The sequence below is a fragment of the Roseateles terrae genome (assembly GCF_014192155.1).
Lineage (GTDB): Bacteria > Pseudomonadota > Gammaproteobacteria > Burkholderiales > Burkholderiaceae_C > Roseateles > Roseateles terrae.
Window position 1 is genome coordinate 201,525 of record NZ_JACHXO010000004.1, and the last position, 17,073, is coordinate 218,597.

Annotated in this window: 15 protein-coding genes; 5 read left to right on the forward strand and 10 right to left on the reverse strand. The window is 65.8% G+C overall.

What is annotated here, in order from left to right:
* Positions 1–4 precede the first annotated feature (4 nt).
* Genes FHS28_RS12805 through FHS28_RS12825 form a run of 5 tightly spaced genes read left to right on the forward strand, consistent with a single transcriptional unit; the run spans position 5 to position 5,334 of the window.
* On the forward strand, positions 5–967 hold the full coding sequence (locus FHS28_RS12805) for an NAD-dependent epimerase/dehydratase family protein (protein ID WP_088451015.1): 963 nt from the start codon (positions 5–7) through the stop codon (positions 965–967).
* A gap of 29 nt (positions 968–996) precedes the next feature.
* Positions 997–1,824: a glycosyltransferase gene (locus FHS28_RS12810; protein ID WP_246410024.1), complete on the forward strand. Its 828-nt coding sequence runs from the start codon at positions 997–999 to the stop codon at positions 1,822–1,824.
* 5 nt (positions 1,825–1,829) lie between these two features.
* The gene (locus tag FHS28_RS12815; protein ID WP_184294726.1) at positions 1,830–3,755 is read left to right on the forward strand and encodes an HAD-IIIA family hydrolase; all 1,926 of its coding nucleotides are present in this window, start codon (positions 1,830–1,832) and stop codon (positions 3,753–3,755) included.
* On the forward strand, positions 3,752–4,738 hold the full coding sequence (locus FHS28_RS12820) for a GHMP family kinase ATP-binding protein (protein ID WP_088451021.1): 987 nt from the start codon (positions 3,752–3,754) through the stop codon (positions 4,736–4,738). The genes FHS28_RS12815 and FHS28_RS12820 overlap by 4 nt, the downstream gene beginning before the upstream one ends.
* 11 nt (positions 4,739–4,749) lie before the next feature.
* Positions 4,750–5,334, forward strand: a complete 585-nt coding sequence (locus FHS28_RS12825) for a D-sedoheptulose-7-phosphate isomerase (RefSeq protein ID WP_088451023.1) — start codon at positions 4,750–4,752, stop codon at positions 5,332–5,334.
* 58 nt (positions 5,335–5,392) lie between these two features.
* On the opposite strand, the gene FHS28_RS12830 is transcribed toward FHS28_RS12825, so the two are convergent.
* From FHS28_RS12830 to FHS28_RS12875, 10 genes are all read right to left on the reverse strand, one after another.
* The gene (locus FHS28_RS12830; protein WP_184294729.1) at positions 5,393–6,853 is read right to left on the reverse strand and encodes an alkaline phosphatase family protein; all 1,461 of its coding nucleotides are present in this window, start codon (positions 6,851–6,853) and stop codon (positions 5,393–5,395) included.
* Positions 6,854–7,057: 204 nt separating this feature from the next.
* Positions 7,058–8,956 carry a polysaccharide biosynthesis protein gene (locus FHS28_RS12835; protein ID WP_088451501.1) on the reverse strand — a complete coding sequence of 633 codons (1,899 nt, stop codon included), beginning with the start codon at positions 8,954–8,956 and terminating at the stop codon, positions 7,058–7,060.
* A gap of 11 nt (positions 8,957–8,967) precedes the next feature.
* Positions 8,968–9,561 (reverse strand): sugar transferase, encoded by a 594-nt coding sequence (locus tag FHS28_RS12840; protein ID WP_088451028.1) that lies wholly within the window; start codon positions 9,559–9,561, stop codon positions 8,968–8,970.
* Positions 9,562–9,573: 12 nt separating this feature from the next.
* Positions 9,574–10,743, reverse strand: coding sequence for a DegT/DnrJ/EryC1/StrS family aminotransferase (locus FHS28_RS12845; RefSeq protein ID WP_088451030.1), 1,170 nt, complete (start codon positions 10,741–10,743; stop codon positions 9,574–9,576).
* Positions 10,744–10,841: 98 nt separating this feature from the next.
* Positions 10,842–11,630 carry a class I SAM-dependent methyltransferase gene (locus FHS28_RS12850; RefSeq protein WP_310736780.1) on the reverse strand — a complete coding sequence of 263 codons (789 nt, stop codon included), beginning with the start codon at positions 11,628–11,630 and terminating at the stop codon, positions 10,842–10,844.
* Between the two features lie 43 nt (positions 11,631–11,673).
* Positions 11,674–12,891, reverse strand: a complete 1,218-nt coding sequence (locus FHS28_RS12855) for a glycosyltransferase family 4 protein (RefSeq protein ID WP_088451032.1) — start codon at positions 12,889–12,891, stop codon at positions 11,674–11,676.
* Positions 12,888–13,958, reverse strand: coding sequence for a glycosyltransferase (locus tag FHS28_RS12860; RefSeq protein WP_088451034.1), 1,071 nt, complete (start codon positions 13,956–13,958; stop codon positions 12,888–12,890). The genes FHS28_RS12855 and FHS28_RS12860 overlap by 4 nt, the downstream gene beginning before the upstream one ends.
* A complete protein-coding gene (locus tag FHS28_RS12865; protein ID WP_088451036.1) occupies positions 13,955–14,569 on the reverse strand; it encodes an acyltransferase in 615 nt (204 codons plus the stop codon). Before FHS28_RS12865 ends, FHS28_RS12860 begins: the two co-directional genes overlap by 4 nt.
* Entirely contained in the window at positions 14,566–15,789 is a 1,224-nt protein-coding gene (locus FHS28_RS12870) for a lipopolysaccharide biosynthesis protein (protein ID WP_088451038.1), read from the reverse strand. Before FHS28_RS12870 ends, FHS28_RS12865 begins: the two co-directional genes overlap by 4 nt.
* Positions 15,790–15,793: 4 nt before the next feature.
* Positions 15,794–17,071, reverse strand: coding sequence for a DegT/DnrJ/EryC1/StrS family aminotransferase (locus FHS28_RS12875; RefSeq protein ID WP_246410080.1), 1,278 nt, complete (start codon positions 17,069–17,071; stop codon positions 15,794–15,796).
* Positions 17,072–17,073 lie beyond the last annotated feature (2 nt).

Here is a 17,073-nt window from a genome sequence, read left to right on the forward strand (position 1 = left end):
TCTCATGAATCAAGTCATCTTTGTGGCCGGCGGTGCCGGATTTGTCGGCGCGAACCTGGTCCCTCGCCTGTTGGATGAAGGCGCGGTGGTCGTCGTGGCGGACAATTTCTGCCGCGGCCTGCGCCAGGCCCTTCCCGCACACGAGCGTCTGCATGTGATCGATGTGGACTTGGCCGATCGCACCGCCACGGCCCGTGCCTTTGAACAGTCGGCGGCCCTGGGCAGGCTCCATGAGGTTTGGCATTTGGCAGCCAACTCCGACATTCCAGCCGGCGTGGAAGACAGCGATGTCGACTTCAAGGACACGTTCCGCACCACCTTTGAGCTGCTCCGAGCCATGCGCGCACATGGGGTGAAACATTTTCACTTCGCCTCCAGCTCCGCCGTCTATGGGGATCTGGGCAGTCAGCCGCTGCACGAAGGACTGGGACCTCTGCTGCCCATTTCCAACTATGGCGCCATGAAGCTGGCTTCCGAGGCTCAGGCCAGCGCCGCCGCGGAGAGCTTCCTGAGCCGGGTGAATCTGTTCCGCTTCCCGAATGTGGTGGGGGTGCCCGCCACCCACGGCGTCATCCTGGACTTCATCAACAAGCTGGCCCGCACGCCGGACAACCTGGATGTGCTGGGAGACGGGACGCAGCAGAAAGCCTATCTGCATGTGTCGGACCTTGTGAAGGCCATGCTGATGGTGCGAAACCGCCGGACCGATCACAAAGTTGAACTGGTCAACATCGGCCCGACGGACGAGGGCATCACGGTGCGGCGCATTGCCGAGATGGTCGTTGCCCGGGTGGCTCCTGCAGCAGCGCTAAGTTTCGGCCAGGGGAACAAGGGCTGGGTGGGTGATGTTCCCAAATTCACCTACCTGACCGACAAGATGCAGGCCTATGGCTGGCAGCCGAGTCTCAGCTCTGTCGGCGCCGTCGAGCGGGCCATTGATGAGATCGCACGCCAGCAAGGGTATTGAGCGGCGCCTTCATGTCTGTGACCTCTTCCATGTCTGACTCCTCCCCAATGCCCCGCGCGGTGCCTCGCGTCACCGTGGTCATGCCGGCTTTCAATGAATCGGCAGAGATCATGACGGCCAGCCTGGACAGCATCGCTGCGCAGACCCTGCAAGACTTCGAATGCCTCGTGATCGACGAGAGCACCAAACCTGAGGCGGCCGCCACGTGTCGCGCGCTGTGCGAGCGAGACGCCCGCTTCCGCTATATCCACCCGGACACGCGCATCGGTCTGGCCGCCAGTTTGAACCTGGGCATCGCCCAGGCCCGCGCGCCCCTGATCGCACGGTTTGACTCCGACGATGTCTGCCTGCCGCACCGGCTGGAGCGTCAGGTCGCCTACCTGGATCAGCACCCCGACGTCGATGTGCTGGGTGGCGGTCTGGAGATCTTCAGCGCGGACCGCGGCGTCATTGCCGTGCGCGAGTACCCCGTCGACGCCGAGACCATCGAGCGCCGCTTTCAAACCACGACGCCCATTGCGCACCCCACCGTGATGATGCGGCGGGCGGTGCTGGAACGCGCCGGAGCCTATGACCCCAGCTTCCGCTTTGCGGAGGATCTGGATCTCTGGCTGCGTCTGCTGAACCTTGGCGCGCGATTTGCCAATCTGCCGGAGGTGCTGGTGCGTTACCGCCAACAGTCGACGCGTCGCAACCCGCAGCATTGGCAATTCAATCTGCGCGCGCGTACCAAGAATTTCAGCACCCGTCAGTTGCCGCGCCGTGTCTTGGGCCTGCTGGCGATCGCCACTTGGCGCATCGTTCCCGCCTCCATTCAGGAGCGGGTGTTTCACCACCTGCTGCTGCGCAAAGGTTGATGCCGATGACTCAGTCTTTCGGACCCTGCACCGTCGCCATCCTTGCCGGTGGCATGGGTACCCGCCTCAAAGTGCGCACCGGCAGCCTGCCCAAGCCGATGGCGCCCATCCATGGCCGCCCGGTGCTCCAGCACCAGATCGAACTGTGTCGACGGCACGGCTTCACCCGCATCGCGCTGCTGGTGCATTACGAGCATGAAACCATCCGCGCCCATTTTGGGGACGGCAGTGCATTCGGTGTCGAACTGCACTATTGCGTGGAAGGCGAGGCGCGCGGCACCGCCGGTGCTTTGGTGGACGCGCTCGACACCATGGACCGTCGCTTCCTAGTGCTTTATGGCGACACCTACGCGGACGTCGACCTGACGGCACTTTGGCGCCATCACATCGGTGCCGAGGCGGCCGCCACGCTGCTGCTGCATCCCAACGACCATCCTCATGATTCCGATCTCGTGGAGGTGGATGATGAAGGACGGGTGCTAGCCGTGCATGCCTACCCGCATCCGGAAGGAGCGGCGTATCGCAACCTGGTGAATGCGGCGTTGTATGTGATGGAACGGTCCCTGCTGCCGGATGTCATTCCGCTGGATCGCAAGTCCGACCTCGCCAAACACACCTTCCCCGCGATGCTGGACAAGGGCCTGCGACTCCTGGCGCATATCACGCCGGAATACATCAAGGACATGGGCACCCCTGAGCGTCTGGACAAAGTGGAGCGGGACATCACCGTCGGCCTGCCAGAGCGCCTGTCGGGCCGTCAGCCGCGAACCGCGGTGTTCCTGGACCGCGACGGCACGCTCAACGTGGAGGTTCATCATCTCTCCCGCCCGAATCAGCTCCAGCTGATTCCCGGCGCTGGCGACGCGGTGCGGATGCTCAATCGCGCAGGGGTCCTGGCGGTGGGTGTGACGAACCAACCGGTCGTGGCCCGCGGTGACGTAACGCTGGCCGAACTGGCGCGCATTCACGCAACGCTCGACCATCAGCTCGGCGCCAGCAAGGCTTACCTGGACCGGATGTATGTCTGCCCCCACCATCCAGACCGGGGCTTCCCTGGCGAGGTGCCCGCGCTCAAGATCGATTGCGACTGCCGCAAGCCGCGCACCGGCATGATCGACCGCGCCATCCGTGAGCTGGGCATCGGCCGGGGGCAATCCTGGATGGTGGGTGACACGACCGGTGATCTGTTGGCCGGGCAGCGTGCGGGCCTGCGCACGGTGCTGGTCCGCACCGGCCATGCCGGCCTGGACGGCAAATACCCGATCGACGCGGACTACGTCATGCCGGACCTCAGCGCAGCGGTCCACTGGATCCTCGAGGGCCATCCCGCCCTGTCGCATCAGTTGCTGCCTGTCAGCGCCGCAGCGGCTACCGCTCGACTGGTGCTGATCGCCGGCCCGGCGCGGGCGGGCAAATCCTCGGCCGCGCGGGTGCTGGCGGAGCAGTTGCGAGACGCCCGTACCGCCGTGCATGTGCTGTCGCTGGACGGCTGGTTGCGCCCCGCTGCGCAGCGCGCCGAAGGCGGCGGCGTCCTTCAGCGTTACGATCTGGACGCCTTCAAGGCGACGCTGATGCCGGTGCTGGCATCCAGCGCACGCCACGTCATCCAGGTGCCGTCTTATGCGCGCAAGAGCCGGGAGGTCCTGCCTGGGCGGCCGGTGTCGATCGGCCCGCAAGACCTGCTGATCGTCGAGGGTGTCCCCGCCCTGATGGACGATGCACTGAATGCCTTGGCAGATGTCCGCGTGTTCCTGGACCTGCCTGACGACGAGCGCCGGGCCCGCCTGACCGCCGACTACGTCTGGCGCGGCGAGAACGACACCGACCTGCAACACCGCCTCGATTCCCGCGAACGCGACGAGCTTCCTGCCGTCCGCGCCAGCGCCAATGAGGCGACGCATCACCTTTCGAGCACGACCCGCCTGTCATGATTCTCAGCAAGACCCCCCTGCGCATGAGCTACGTCGGTGGCGGCAGCGATATGCCTGCCTTCTACCGCGAAGAACTAGGCGCGGTGCTGTCGACCTCCATCGACAAGTACATGTACATCGCCGTCAACCCTAAATTCGACGGCCGCATCCGGCTGAGCTACAACCAGACGGAAGAGGTCGACACGCCGGCCCAGGTGGCCCACCCGTTGGTGCGCGAGGCGTTGCAACTTCTGAGCATTCCAGGCGGCATCGAGATCGCCTCCATGGCGGATATTCCGTCCAAGGGATCGGGCCTGGGCTCTTCCAGCAGCTACACGGTCGGCCTGCTCAATGCGCTGTATGCCTACAAGAACCAGTTCGCCTCCAAAGCAACGCTGGCCCGCCAAGCCTGCGAGATCGAGATTGACCGCTGCGGTGAGCCGATTGGCAAGCAGGACCAGTACGCGGCAGCCTTTGGCGGCCTGAACCTGATCCGCTTTCACCCAGACGAGTCGGTGTCGGTGGATCCGGTCATCTGCAGCCCCTCGCTGCTGACCACCTTGGAGGACTCCACGCTGGTGTTCTTCACGGGCCGCACGCGCAGCGCCTCAGCCGTGCTGGCGCAGCAATCCAAGGCGCTGGCTTCGCCCGATCGCAAGGCGCTGATGCGTCGCATGGTGCAACTGGCCTTCGATTTGAAGACTGAGCTTGAATCCGGCACGCTCGATCACTTCGGCGCCATCCTGGACGAGAATTGGCAGTTGAAGACCCAGCTCTCCGCCGGCATCAGCGATCCCCAGATCGATGGCTGGTATGAAGCAGGGATGCGCCATGGCGCGCTCGGCGGAAAGCTGCTGGGTGCGGGCAACGGCGGCTTCATGATGTTCTTTGCGCCCCCTCACACCCATGCGGCCATCACCGCAGCCCTGTCCGATCTGCAGCCGGTAAAGTTCAACTTTGACCGTACAGGTGCCCAGATCGTGTTCTACCAACCTGCCGCCTGAATCGAATTCCCATGACTACTCCCTTCACGGTTGCCAATTACTTCGCGGCCCACGCCAAAGTGGCCAGCACGATGAACCTGGATCATTTCCAGGCGGGTATCGACCTCATCCGCAGCAAGTTCGACGCTGGCAAGAAGATTTTCACCTGCGGGAATGGGGGCAGTGCGTCCACCGCATCGCACTACATCACCGACTGGAACAAGATGATCAATCTGGCCACCGGCCGGAAGTTCCGGGGCATCTCGCTGTGCGACAACATTGGCGCCATCACCGCCTTTGCGAATGACATCTCGTACGACGAAGTCTTCGCCGGCCAGCTCAAATCGATGATGGACGAAGGCGACCTCGTCATTGCCATCAGCGGCAGCGGCAATTCGGCGAATGTGGTGAAGGCGGTCGAATACGCCAACGCCCATGGTGCGGATACGCTGGCGGTGGTGGGCTACGACGGCGGCAAGCTGTTGCCCCTGGCAAAGCAGCACATCCTCGTGCCTTCGTTCGACATGCAGATGTGCGAAGACATCCATCTGATGTTCGGTCATATGGTCATGAAGACCCTGTGCAACAACGATATCAGGATCGTCGGCCTCGACTGACGCCCCCGCCCGGGACTACCAAGATCCTGGCGTCCTGCGTGCGGCGCCCTGCCACCGCTCAGGGCGCTGCAGCGGCAGTGTCTCGCTCAGCCTCGCCGTGAGGCTCGAGTAGGAAGTAGGGAATCTCCTGCGCCAGGAATGCCTGGCGGTCGGAGGTGCGGATGAAGGGGGGCGCATGGTCCCCCACCACGGCCACATAGGGCGTCGAGGCGCTGGCCTCGAGCTGGTCCGCCATGCCTCGCAGCAAGGTGCCCAGCTGATCAGTCAGGGCGCAGCTGGCCTCGCCGACATCCGCCTGCGCGCATAGCGCGGCCAACTCGCGTGTCTGCACCGAACGATTGGACAACGGCAGGTGGGTGTCCAACGTGACCACATAGGCCATACGTCTGGGGGCCTGAACCGACGCCAGGGCCGTACGCAAGACTTCCTGGTCGCAAATGCCATGGAACACCGCGTGGCAATCCTTCACCGCAACCGGACTCTGCTGGTAATCGAACGCATGTGCTTTCAGGCCGGCCACAGCCCACCAACGATTGCGGTCAAACATTGACAGCTGAAACCCGTGATACCCCGTAGCCGTGAAATGTTCGTCAGCGAGTCGATGAGGCAGGCAGGAGCCACTATTGGCAGACCCGAGCATCTCGTAGGAACCGTCCAGTCCACACAGCACACGAAGTTCGCCGTGCGTGGTGGAGCCTGAAAACCGCTCGGTCCCGTCTGAGAGCTTCCAGCGTTGTTGCACGCCAGTCGTCCGGATCTGCCGGGCCAGCCAGTCGCGCAACTGCGAGTTCACCGGTTGCCCCATGGACTCCACCAACACCAGCAGAATGCTGCCGGACGGGTGCGAGGCATGCCATCGCAAAATGCTGTCGCGCGCGTGGGACGGAATCGCCTGAAGCCCCGAGGCCTGGGAAGGCACCACCGCCTGCTGCATCTTGTAGAGATTCCAGACCGGGCTGCCTCCGACGTTGTAAGGTTCGCGCAGATTGTCCCGCCCGATGCCCCCAATCTGCATCGATCCGTTCATGCCGTCTGCCAGCAGCACTCCCGCGAGCAAGAGGGCTTGAATCACAGCCATCGATGCACGCCAGCGTTTGAACATCAACACCAGAGTGAGCAGGTTCAACACCCCCATCACCAGCAGCATCAAAGCGGCCCCCGTCAAGAACGGCGCGAGGTTCATCATGCTGAGGAACCGGACCGACCCGACGAAGTCCGCCATATTCAGGAAGTGGTAATTCAGCGATGCAATGCGAACCCCATCCACCACCAATACAGCGGCGAGCACCAGCCACCCCAGTCGGACACCGATGGCAAACACCAGAACGGCCAGCATCAGGTCTTCGTTGAAGAGGGGTCGCTGGAAGCTGTAGAAGTTCTTCAGAATCCAGAACGGCGCCTGCAACGCGATATTCAGGCCAATGACAAACATCCAGCACGGCGCACTCAACAGTTCCCGCGAACGCGCTGCAATGGCGTCAAAGGCAAACGCCGCCATGGAGCTGATACGTTGATTCATGGGAGGCAGTTCCGAGGACATGCAAGGAGTCGGACCATGGGTCTATGAGCCTGAGATCAGAAGGAAGTTGTGCGACGGTTCGGAGGGCCCGCTGCATGCTTGCATTATCAGCAGTGTCGGGTGACCTTGGACGCATTTACCAGGACGTGGCAAATCAGGCCCTCCGAAGATCCGTCCCCCGAAAGCCATCGAAGGCTGGCCGGCTTACCGGCCGTCGATTTGTGTCGCACTCGGGTCGCCCCCGATGGCCCCGTACTCCGGCACAAACCGCCTAAGCCCCTCCACCACCGTCTCCCTCGACCACTCGCTACTCCCCGCCGCCTCCTGCACCCAAGCCACTACTGTGCCATTTGCACCGAGATCCCCGAGGCGCGCAATCCTGACCCGCGCCACCTTCGTCGGCAGCGTTGTGTCTGCGTCGGCGATCAGCTCTTCGTACAGCTTCTCCCCCGGCCGCAGCCCGGTGAAGCGGATGCCGACCTCCTGCTCGCTGCGCCCGGCCAGCCGGATCATGTCCCGCGCCAGATCGACGATCCGCACCGGGTCGCCCATGTCCAGCACCATCACCTGCCCGGACTCTCCGATCGCCGCCGCCTGCAGCACCAGCCGTGCCGCCTCCGGAATCGTCATGAAGTAGCGAATGATGTCCGGGTGCGTCACCGTCACCGGACCGCCCTTGGCGATCTGTTCCTTGAACTTCGGAATGACGCTGCCGCTGGACCCCAGCACATTGCCAAAGCGCACCGCCATGAACTTCGTGCGATGCCCCTGCGCCGCCATGTGGCTGATCACCAGCTCGGCCGCGCGTTTGGTCGCGCCCATCACATTCGTCGGATTCACCGCCTTGTCGGTACTGATCAGCACGAACCGCTCGACCCCTGCCTCCGCCGCCGCCACGCAGGCGTGATAGGTGCCCAGCGTGTTGTTGCGCAGCGCCGACCAGGCGTTGTCTTCTTCCATCAGCGGCACATGCTTGTAGGCCGCCGCATGGAACACCACCTGCGGCCGCTGCTTCTGCATTACAAACTTCAGATGCGGCAGGTCCTTCACATCGCCGATGAGCCGCACCAGCGGCAGATGCGGGAACTTCTCGCTCAGCTCCTGCTCGATGGAATACAGCGCAAACTCGCTCAGCTCCAGCAACACCAGCCGCGACGGGCCATAACGGGCCACCTGCCGGCACAGCTCCGACCCGATCGATCCCCCCGCGCCGGTGATCAGCACCGCCTTGCCGCTGATGCAGTCGCTGATGCCGTTCTCATCCAGTTGCACCGGCTCACGTCCGAGCAGGTCTTCCGGTTCGATGTCCCGCACCTGATTCACCGCACGTCCCGCCAGCAGTTCTTCGCTGCTGGGCACCGTCAGCACCGGCAACGAGGTCTCACCTGCCAACGCCAGCGCGCGTCGCCGCTGGACCGCACTGGCCGCCGGCATAGCCACAATCACATGGGTGATGCCATGCAGATCCGCAAAGCGTGGCGCCTCTTCCAGCGCGCCCAGCACCGGCACGCCGCCGACACGGGCGCCGCGCTTCTCCGGGGCATCGTCCAGATAGCCCACCACCACCCAGCCGGCCTGGTGCTGAATGCCGGCCACCAGCAGGCGGCCGGCATCGCCGGCGCCCATCACCAGCGCACGACGCTGCTCCTGCGCACTGCCGCTGATGCGGCTGCGCATGTGCTCATAGAGCATCCGGTAGCCCATGCGCATCATGGCCAGCGCCATCAGGGTGAAGACGGGATGCAGCGCCAGCACCGCTCGCGGCACCGCCGCCAGCTGGGCCATCAGCACCACCACCGCGCTGATCAGGCCAGCCGTCACGCAGACCGCTGCCAGGCGCTTGACCTCGCCAAACCCCGAGAAGCGCCACATGCCCTTGGGCACCCGCAGCAGCCACAGCAGCAGGCCATACACCCCCACCACCCCCGCCATCACCCAGCCGTCATAGCCGGGCCGGGCGCTGAACCAGCGCTCAAAACCCAGGCGGAACAGATAGGTCGCCTGCCAGGCCAGCGCCACCGCCGCCATGTCCAGGCCCAGGGCCAGGGTTTCTCGATAGGGTCGGATGCGGGTCAGGAAGGCATCCAGGGACAACCAGTTCATCGTCATCAATCTCACCGGCGCAGCACGCCCAGCGTGGCCACGATCAATCGCACATCCGTCGCCAGGCTGGCGCGGCGCACATAGTCGGCCGCCAGCCGAAGCTTGGCCGGCATGACCACTTCCACATACTCCCGCTCCGGATCCGCCGCCTGCGCCAGCAGCTCGCTTTCATTCCGGAAACTCAGCGACGCCGGATCCGTGATGCCCGGCCGCACCGACAGCACCACCTCCCGCAAATCCGCCGGATACAGGGCCACATAGCGCGGGACTTCCGGCCGAGGACCAACCAGACTCATCGCGCCGCGGAAGACGTCCCACAGCTGCGGCAGTTCATCGAGCTTGCTGGCCCGCAGGAAGCGGCCGCTGCGGGTGATCCGGGGATCCGCCCCGATGGTGATCTGCGGCCCGAGCGCCGGCGCATCCACCCGCATGGTGCGGAACTTGTGGATGCGGAACGGCCGGCCGAAGCGGCCCACCCGCTCCTGGCGGAACATCACCGGTCCGGGCGAATCCAGCTTGATCCAGACGGCCACCACCAGCAGCAGCGGGCTGAGCAGCAGCAGGCCAAGGCCTGCGCAGATCAGATCGAAGAGACGCTTACCCATGCCGCGCCAACCTCAAGCCGCACCCAGGCTTTGGCGCACCGCGGCGATCACCCGTTCCACATCGGCATCGGTCATGGCGGTGTAGAGCGGAATGGTGACGGTGCGCTCGTAGGCCTTCTGCGAATGCGGGAACATCTTCGCCGTCAGGCCGTACCGCTCCCGCCAGTAGGGATGCTGGTGCAGCGGCACGTAATGCACGCTGCAGCCGATGCCCAGCGCAAACATGCGCTCGATGAATTCGTCGCGGCTGACCTCGGCTTCATCCGACAGGCGCAACACAAAGAGGTGCCAGCTGTGGGTGTCGCCTTCCACCGGCTGGGGCGGCAGGATCAGCGGCAGGTCGGCCAGTGCCTCGAAGTAGCGCTGCGCGATCTTCTCGCGGCGCTGCTGGAAAGCCGGCAGCCGCTTGAGCTGATGCAGCCCCAGCGCCGCGGCAATGTCGGTCAGGTTGTACTTGAAGCCCGGCGCGACGATCTCGTAATACCAGCTTGGCACCTTGGCAGTGAAACGGTCGAAGGCATCGCGATTGATGCCATGCAGCCGCATGACACGCGCGCGCTTGGCCAGCTCGGCATCCCGCGTCACCAGCATGCCGCCTTCGCCGGTGGTCATCGTCTTGTTGGCGTAGAAGCTGAACACGGTCGCATTGCTGCCCATCGTGCCGATCAGCTCCTTCTCCAGGGTGGTCGGCAGCGCATGGGCCGCGTCTTCCACCACCTTCAGGCCGTGCTTGCGGGCAATGTCCAGCAGCGAGAGCATGTCCGCCGCCAGGCCGGCGTAGTGCACCGGAATGATGGCCCGGGTGCGGGGGGTGATGGCCGCTTCAATCTGGTCGATGGCGATGTTCAGCGTCTTGGGGTCGATGTCCACCAGCACCACGTCCGCCCCCATGTAACGCACCACTTCGGCAGTGGCGGTGAAGGTGTGGGTGGTGGTGATGACCTCGTCACCGGGGCCGATGCCCAGGGCTTCCAGCGCCAGATGCAGGCCGGCGGTGGCGGAGTTGACGGCCACGCATTCAATCTGCGGCTCGCCGAGGAACTCCGCAAAGGCCTGCTCGAAGCGCTTGGCCTTGGGACCGGTGGTGACCCAGCCGCTGCGCAGTGTGTCCACCACTTCGTTGATTTCCTCCTCGCCGATCTCGGGCAGCGCAAAGGGCAGGAAGGGGAGTTTGTCAGTCATGGTGGCGGTGATTCTTGAAGTCGGTCTCGGCGCAATGTCGCGATCAGCGGTCAGCAGTATTCGGTGGCGATCAGTGAGGCATTCATGCAGGAAGGCGTTCAAGCCGGCGGGTCCACCGACTTTTCAATCAAGGCGAGCACGTGGGTGCGCAGCAGCGGCACGATGTTCAGAAGGCGATAGGTCGACGGATGCAGCCGGCACACCACCCGCGCGATCGGCGGCGCCAGTGTCACCCGCCGGACCGTGACCCGGCCCTGCGGAAACAGCGCCCGCATCCGCCGCACCGGCACGCCCCGCACATCCGGATTGCGCGGATTGTCGACGATGAAGTCATACCAGAGCACCGCCCCACCCGGACGGACCCAGCGCCACATCGCCTGCGCCAGCCGTTGCTGCAGGGCATCGTCCAGGATGGAGGAGAACACGGTGGACTGCATCACCAGATGCTGGCTGGCCGGCTCGATCTCAGTCTGGGACGCATCGCCGGCCAGCAGGCGCACGGCACCCGGCAGCGAGGACCGTGCGGCTTCAAAGCGCTCCGGCAGCAGCTCGATGCCGGTCAGGTGCTCCGGCCGCAAGCCGATGCGCAGCATGTCCATCAGGTTGCCGCCGGCGCCGCAGCCGACCTCGGTCAGCCGCCAGTCGGCAACCGGCCCCAGGCGGCCAGCGCGCGCCGCCAGCAGGCGCAGTTGCTGCGCCTGCCGCTCATGCAGCATCTGCCAGACCTCCGGCCGCAGCAGGCTGTAGCGCTCAAGCCCGCCCAGACGCTCCTCGCGACGGGCATACCGCTGGGCAATGGCCTGGAGTTCCTGATCCTGGGGCATGGTGGGGCGGATGGCGGAGGATGGATGGGTGGCGAGCGGGGCGACGATGGCGGCGTGGTGCAAGCGATATCGACGTGAGGAACGCGCTGATCCGAGGCCGCGACCCTCAGTCCGAGACCGCCTCGATGAACCGCTGTGCCAGCACCGGATAGGTGTGATGCTTCATCACGAACTCTCGCCCGTGACGGCCCATGATCTCACGCTGTGCGGCCGGCAGGCTGGCCAGCTGGCGCAGGCCCTCGGCCACCGCCCGCGGATCCTGCGGCGGCACCGTCAGGCCGGCGCCGGCTTCGGCCACCGGGTCATTGCCGGCGTCCACCGAATGCAGCACCGGACGCTGGGCCATCATGTAGTCCATCAGCTTGTTGGGCGCGATGCCAAAGCGATAGATCGGCGTGCGCTGCCACCCGATGTAGGCGATGTCAAAGCCCTGCAGCAGGGACGGAATCTGCGCCTTGGGCACCGGCGGGAACAGCGTGACGTGGGTCAGCCCTTCGTCCTTCACCCGCGCGGCCAGCCGATCCCGTTCGTGCCCACCGCCCACCAGCACAAAGGACATGGGACTGTCCTTGAGCAGCTTGGCCGCATCCAGCAGCACGTCCAGCGCGTTGGGCTGACCCATGGAGCCGGCATAACCGACGATGGTGCGGCCAGCGGCGCGTTGCGTCGCCAGATGCGCCTGGAGGGCGGCATCCACCGGCTCGCCCGGGCCCTGCCATTCGTCCAGCGTGATGCCATTGGGCACGATGTGCAGCTTCTTCAGGTCCAGGCCATGCGAGGCCATGTGCTGATGCACCTTGGGCAGCATCGACACCACCACGTCGGCATCGCGGTAGGCGTCGTTCTCCGCCTTCTGGCAGAGCATGGCGAACGGATGCCGCGGCGACATGCCGGACAGCTCGATCTGCGACAGCGGCCACAGGTCGTGCACCTCGTAGACCAGCTTGGCCTTGGCCAGCCGCGCCACGCGCCGTGCCACCCACACATCCATCGGATAGGTGCTGGAGGCGATCACCACATCCGGTTCGAATTCACGGGCGAGGATGTCCGCGTCCTTCCAGACCTGGCGGCAGAAGGACCAGATGTTCTTGACCCGGCCGACGCCGTTGCCCTGGTACTCGGGCGTGTCGTAGAAGTGGTAGGAGACGCCGCTGAGCTGTGCGCTGCCCGGGTCCGGCTGCACCGTGCGGACGTGGGAGTAGGACGCCCCCAGGATCAGCACCTGATGCCCCGCCCTCACCCACTCGCGGGCCAGGTAGAACGGTCGGAATTCCATGCCGTGCTTGGGTGAGCCGGCGTAATGATTGATGAGGAGCAGCTTCATAGGGCGTTGAGTCGTGCCACGAAGCGCTTCACCGCCGGGCCGAAGAGGGCGTTGTGCGCCACCCAGGCCCGGTTGGCCGCGCCCATCGCATCGATGTGGGCATCACCAGCCAGGGCGGCCAGCCGGGCCGGCAGGCCCGTCAGCGCGTCCGGACCGGACAGGATCAGGCCATGCCGTCCTTCACCCAGCAACTCATGGTTGGCAGGCAGATCGGACAGCAACGGCAGACATTCATGGGCCATGGCCTCGATCACCGAGACCGACACCGAATCACTCTCCGGCAGGCTTACAAACCATCGGGCCTGGGCATAGTGGCGGCCCTGGGCGACGGCATCCAGCCGGCCGAGGAACTCGACCCGCTCGGCAATGCCCAGACTGCGCACCTGGTCGTGCAGCGCGTCGCGCAGCGAGCCGTCATTGGCCACCAGCAAACGGGCGGTCGGCTGCTGGGCCGCCACAGCGGCAAAGGCTTCGATCACCCGCTGCGGCCGGTAGATGGGCTCCAGGCCTCGATTGGCATAGAACAGCCACGGCTGCTTGCGCACGTTCTGCTTGGGCAGCGCTTCCAGGCCAAACGGGAAGGTCATCACCTCCCCCGCGCCGAGTTCCTTCATGCGCTGCGCCATGTGCTCGGAATCGGAGGTGGTGAGGGTGCAGGCCTGCAGCACCTGGCGCGTCAGCCAGCGGTAGCCCCAGCCCTGGTTGGGCGTGACGAGAATGTCACTGCCCCAGGCGGAGCCGACGATGCGCGCCCGCAGCCGCCAGCCCTTGCGGGCCGCCCAGGCCAGCGTGCCGTGAGAGGTGAGGTAGTGCGGATGCAGCCAGTCGGCATCCACCCGGGCGAGCCATTGGCCCAGGCGCGGCAGTTGCTGGATCACCGCCAGGTTGCCACCGCCGTGGTCGGGCCGGGTGTCCAGCGCCAGGCGCCGGTCTTCCGGAATCAGGAAGCTGAACTCGGGCGCAAAGCCGCGGGTCGAGGCGGCCCACAGTTCCACCTGGTCCACCAGGGCACGCGCCCACTTCAGGAGATGCGGGCTTTCTCCGTCACCGATCAGGACTAGTCTCATGGGGAATCCGGGGCATCGGCGGGCGTGCTGCCCGCCCAGTCCTTGTAGAAGGGCATCAGTTCCGGATGCTCGCGCAGCAGCCGTTCATCCATGCGGCGGGTGTCGCCGACCACCTTGGCGGGCTGGCCGGCCAGGATGGCAAAGTCCGGATGCTCGCCGCTCACCAGACTGTAGGCGGAGACGATGGAACCGCGCCCCAGCCGGGTGCCGGGCAACAGCGTCGCATGGGCGCCGATGAAGCAGAAGTCGCCAATGTTCACCGGAGCGGTGAAGTAGGCCTTCTTCTCCGGCACGCGGACGTATTCCCGTCCATACAGGCGGATGGCCGCATGGCTGGAGTGGGTGAAGATGCCGGTGAAGAACCCGATCTGGCAGCCCTCTCCGATGCGCAGGCCATAAGTGGCATCCAGCACGCTGAAGTGGCCAATGAAGACATGGTCGCCCACGTCCAGCCGCTCGCGCGCGAACACGATGCTGGTGTTGCTGATGCGGGTCTGCGGCAGCCAGGTGCCGTCCCCCCGGATGAAGCCGCCCACCATGCGGGTGCCCCACAGTCGCGAGACCAGCATCTTGACCGGCTGCCAGAGCCTTCGTCGCAGGCTTGCTTTCATGTGGCGAAGAGTCCGTCCTTGTGTTTCCAGTGCGCCAGGGCCCAGAAGTAATAACCGAAGTAGAGCGTCATGGTGACCGAGACGCCCCAGGCCGCGCCGATCAGGCCGCCCTGCAGCAGGCCGATACCCAGGCCGCCGACAAAGGCCACCTGCCCCACCAGCGCCAGCCGCAGGGCCCAGCCCTGGGCCTGCCAGGCCATGGTGGTGACCGCCAGCGGCGAAGCGATGAAATGCACTGCGACATACGGCGCCAGCGCCCGCGCGAGTTCGCCGGCATCCTGCCAGCGTTCACCGAAGGCCCAGGAAAAAAGCGAGGGACCCCAGACGGTCAGCACCGCTGCCAACGGGACGGCGAACGCCGCCAGCGCCGCCATGGCCTGACGCACCAGACGCAGCGCCTCCTCCGGCGAGCGGGCCGCCACGAGGCGCGGATACAGGGTCTGCGACAGGGCGCCGCCCACGAGGCCAGCCGGCGCCTTCAGGTAGCGCAGAGCCAGCGCCCAGTAGCCGGCGGATGCGTCGCCCGCCAGTGACGACAGCAGCAGCAACGCAACGCTGTCCTGCAGCGCGCCGGCAAAGGCATGCGGTGTGTTGAGCAGTGGAAAGTCCTTGTGACGGCGGGCGAGAGCGACGAGACCGGCGCGGTCCTGGCCCAGCACCGAGCGCCAGCCGTTCACCGGACGGGCCACGGTGGCCAGCCACAGCGCAGCCGCCAGCCCGGCCAGGATGGGCCCGAGCAGCAGACCGACCGCACTGAAGGCAGCCAGTCCCAGGGCGACCTGCAACAGCGAAGCGCCGCCGTACTGCAGCAGGCGCGCAGCCGCGAGCGCATGGAAGGCGCTGGCGCGGGTGGCCCAGAGCGTCATCGCCTGCGCCAGCGCACCCGCCAGCACCGCCAGGCCCAGCCACAGGGCCAGATCCAGGTCCTGCCACGTCGCCCAGGCCCACCCGATCAACGCACTGGTCAGCGTCACTGCCGCCAGCACTCGCAGGCACAGCGCCATCAGGCGCGCGGCCTGGTCAGCATCTTTTTCCAGCGGCAGCGCGAATTCGTAGCGGGCGCAGCCCACCACCGCCACATTGGTGGCGACCGTCCAGACGAGGCTGAAGTGGCCGAATTCGATGGGGGAGTACAGACGCGTGATCCACGGCCCCAGCAGCAGCGGCAACAGCTGCGCCAGAGCGCCGCCGGCCAGCAGGGTCAGCGTGGCACGCAGCATGAGTTCAGGCGGTGCGCGCGGGGGCGTTGGCGTTGACGGATCCGGGCGCAGTTGCAGCGGCAGAAGCGGCCGTCGCCTGTGCGTCACGGAGCGCATCACGCAATGCAGCGACCACCTGGTCCTGCTGCGCGTGGGTCAGGTCCGGGCTCATCGGCAGGCTCATCACCTGGGCCGCCGCGGCGTCAGCATGCGGCAGGGGCGCAGGCACCCGGCACCGGTCCGCATACGCCGCCTGACGATGCAGCGGACGCGGATAGTGGATCGCCGTGGGAATGCCCGCGGCCTTCAGGTTCTGGATCACGGCCTCGCGATGCGCCACCTGCACGGTGAACTGCGCCCAGACGCAGTCCCGGTCCGGACGCACGGCCAGCCGCTGCAGCGGCAGATCGGCCAGCAGTTGCTGATACCGGTCACCCAGGCTGAGGCGCTGCTGCACTTCCCAGTCAAAGCGCTCCAGCTTGCCCAGCACGATGGCGCATTGCAGCGTGTCCATACGGCCGCCGACCCCCACGCGGGTGTGGGTGTAGCGCTGGCTCTGGCCATGCACGCGAATCTCGCGGGCGGCCTGGGCCAGGGTGTCGTCGTTGGTGAACAGCGCGCCTCCATCCCCATAACAGCCCAGCGGCTTGCTGGGGAAGAAACTGGTCGCCCCCCAGGTGGAGAGGCCGCAGGAGCGGCGCACGCCGCCATGGCCTTCTCGGCGGGCTCTCTCGTCGGCTCTCTCGTCGGCTCTCTCGTCGGCATTTTCGCCTGCGGGTCCGCTTGCAGTTCCGCCCTCTGCCCCGCGATAGCTGGCACCGAAGCTCTGAGCCGCATCCTCGATCACCGGAATGCCGCCGTGGCGGGCCGCGATCGCATTAATCGCATCCATGTCCGCCACCTGGCCATACAGACTGACCGGCATGATGGCGCGGGTGCGGTCGGTGATGGCGGCTTCGATCAATCGCGCGTCGATGTTGCAGGTGTCCGGCTCGATGTCGACGAACACTGGCACGCCGCCGAGCAGCACGATCACTTCCGCCGTGGCGGCGAAGGTGAACGGCGTGGTGATGACCTCATCCCCCGGCTGCAGGTCCAGCGCCATCAGCGCGATCAGCAGCGCTTCAGTGCCGCTGGCCACGGTGATGCAGTGCTTCACGCCAACATAGGCCGCGAGCTGCTGCTCAAGCTCCTGCACTTCCGGCCCCATGATGTACTGGCCGTGGTCCAGCACCGCCTGGATGCGGGCGTCGATGGACGTCTTCAGCGCCGCGTACTGGGACTTCAGATCGATGAAGGGCAGGC

Bases quoted from the DNA above. Each gene is read 5' to 3' on its own strand.
- FHS28_RS12805 (WP_088451015.1), top strand. From the start codon at position 5: ATGAATCAAGTCATCTTTGTGGCCGGCGGTGCCGGATTTGTCGGCGCG.
- FHS28_RS12810 (WP_246410024.1), top strand. From the start codon at position 997: ATGTCTGACTCCTCCCCAATGCCCCGCGCGGTGCCTCGCGTCACCGTG.
- FHS28_RS12815 (WP_184294726.1), top strand. From the start codon at position 1,830: ATGACTCAGTCTTTCGGACCCTGCACCGTCGCCATCCTTGCCGGTGGC.
- FHS28_RS12820 (WP_088451021.1), top strand. From the start codon at position 3,752: ATGATTCTCAGCAAGACCCCCCTGCGCATGAGCTACGTCGGTGGCGGC.
- FHS28_RS12825 (WP_088451023.1), top strand. From the start codon at position 4,750: ATGACTACTCCCTTCACGGTTGCCAATTACTTCGCGGCCCACGCCAAA.
- FHS28_RS12830 (WP_184294729.1), bottom strand. From the start codon at position 6,853: ATGAATCAACGTATCAGCTCCATGGCGGCGTTTGCCTTTGACGCCATT.
- FHS28_RS12835 (WP_088451501.1), bottom strand. From the start codon at position 8,956: ATGAACTGGTTGTCCCTGGATGCCTTCCTGACCCGCATCCGACCCTAT.
- FHS28_RS12840 (WP_088451028.1), bottom strand. From the start codon at position 9,561: ATGGGTAAGCGTCTCTTCGATCTGATCTGCGCAGGCCTTGGCCTGCTG.
- FHS28_RS12845 (WP_088451030.1), bottom strand. From the start codon at position 10,743: ATGACTGACAAACTCCCCTTCCTGCCCTTTGCGCTGCCCGAGATCGGC.
- FHS28_RS12855 (WP_088451032.1), bottom strand. From the start codon at position 12,891: ATGAAGCTGCTCCTCATCAATCATTACGCCGGCTCACCCAAGCACGGC.
- FHS28_RS12860 (WP_088451034.1), bottom strand. From the start codon at position 13,958: ATGAGACTAGTCCTGATCGGTGACGGAGAAAGCCCGCATCTCCTGAAG.
- FHS28_RS12865 (WP_088451036.1), bottom strand. From the start codon at position 14,569: ATGAAAGCAAGCCTGCGACGAAGGCTCTGGCAGCCGGTCAAGATGCTG.
- FHS28_RS12870 (WP_088451038.1), bottom strand. From the start codon at position 15,789: ATGCTGCGTGCCACGCTGACCCTGCTGGCCGGCGGCGCTCTGGCGCAG.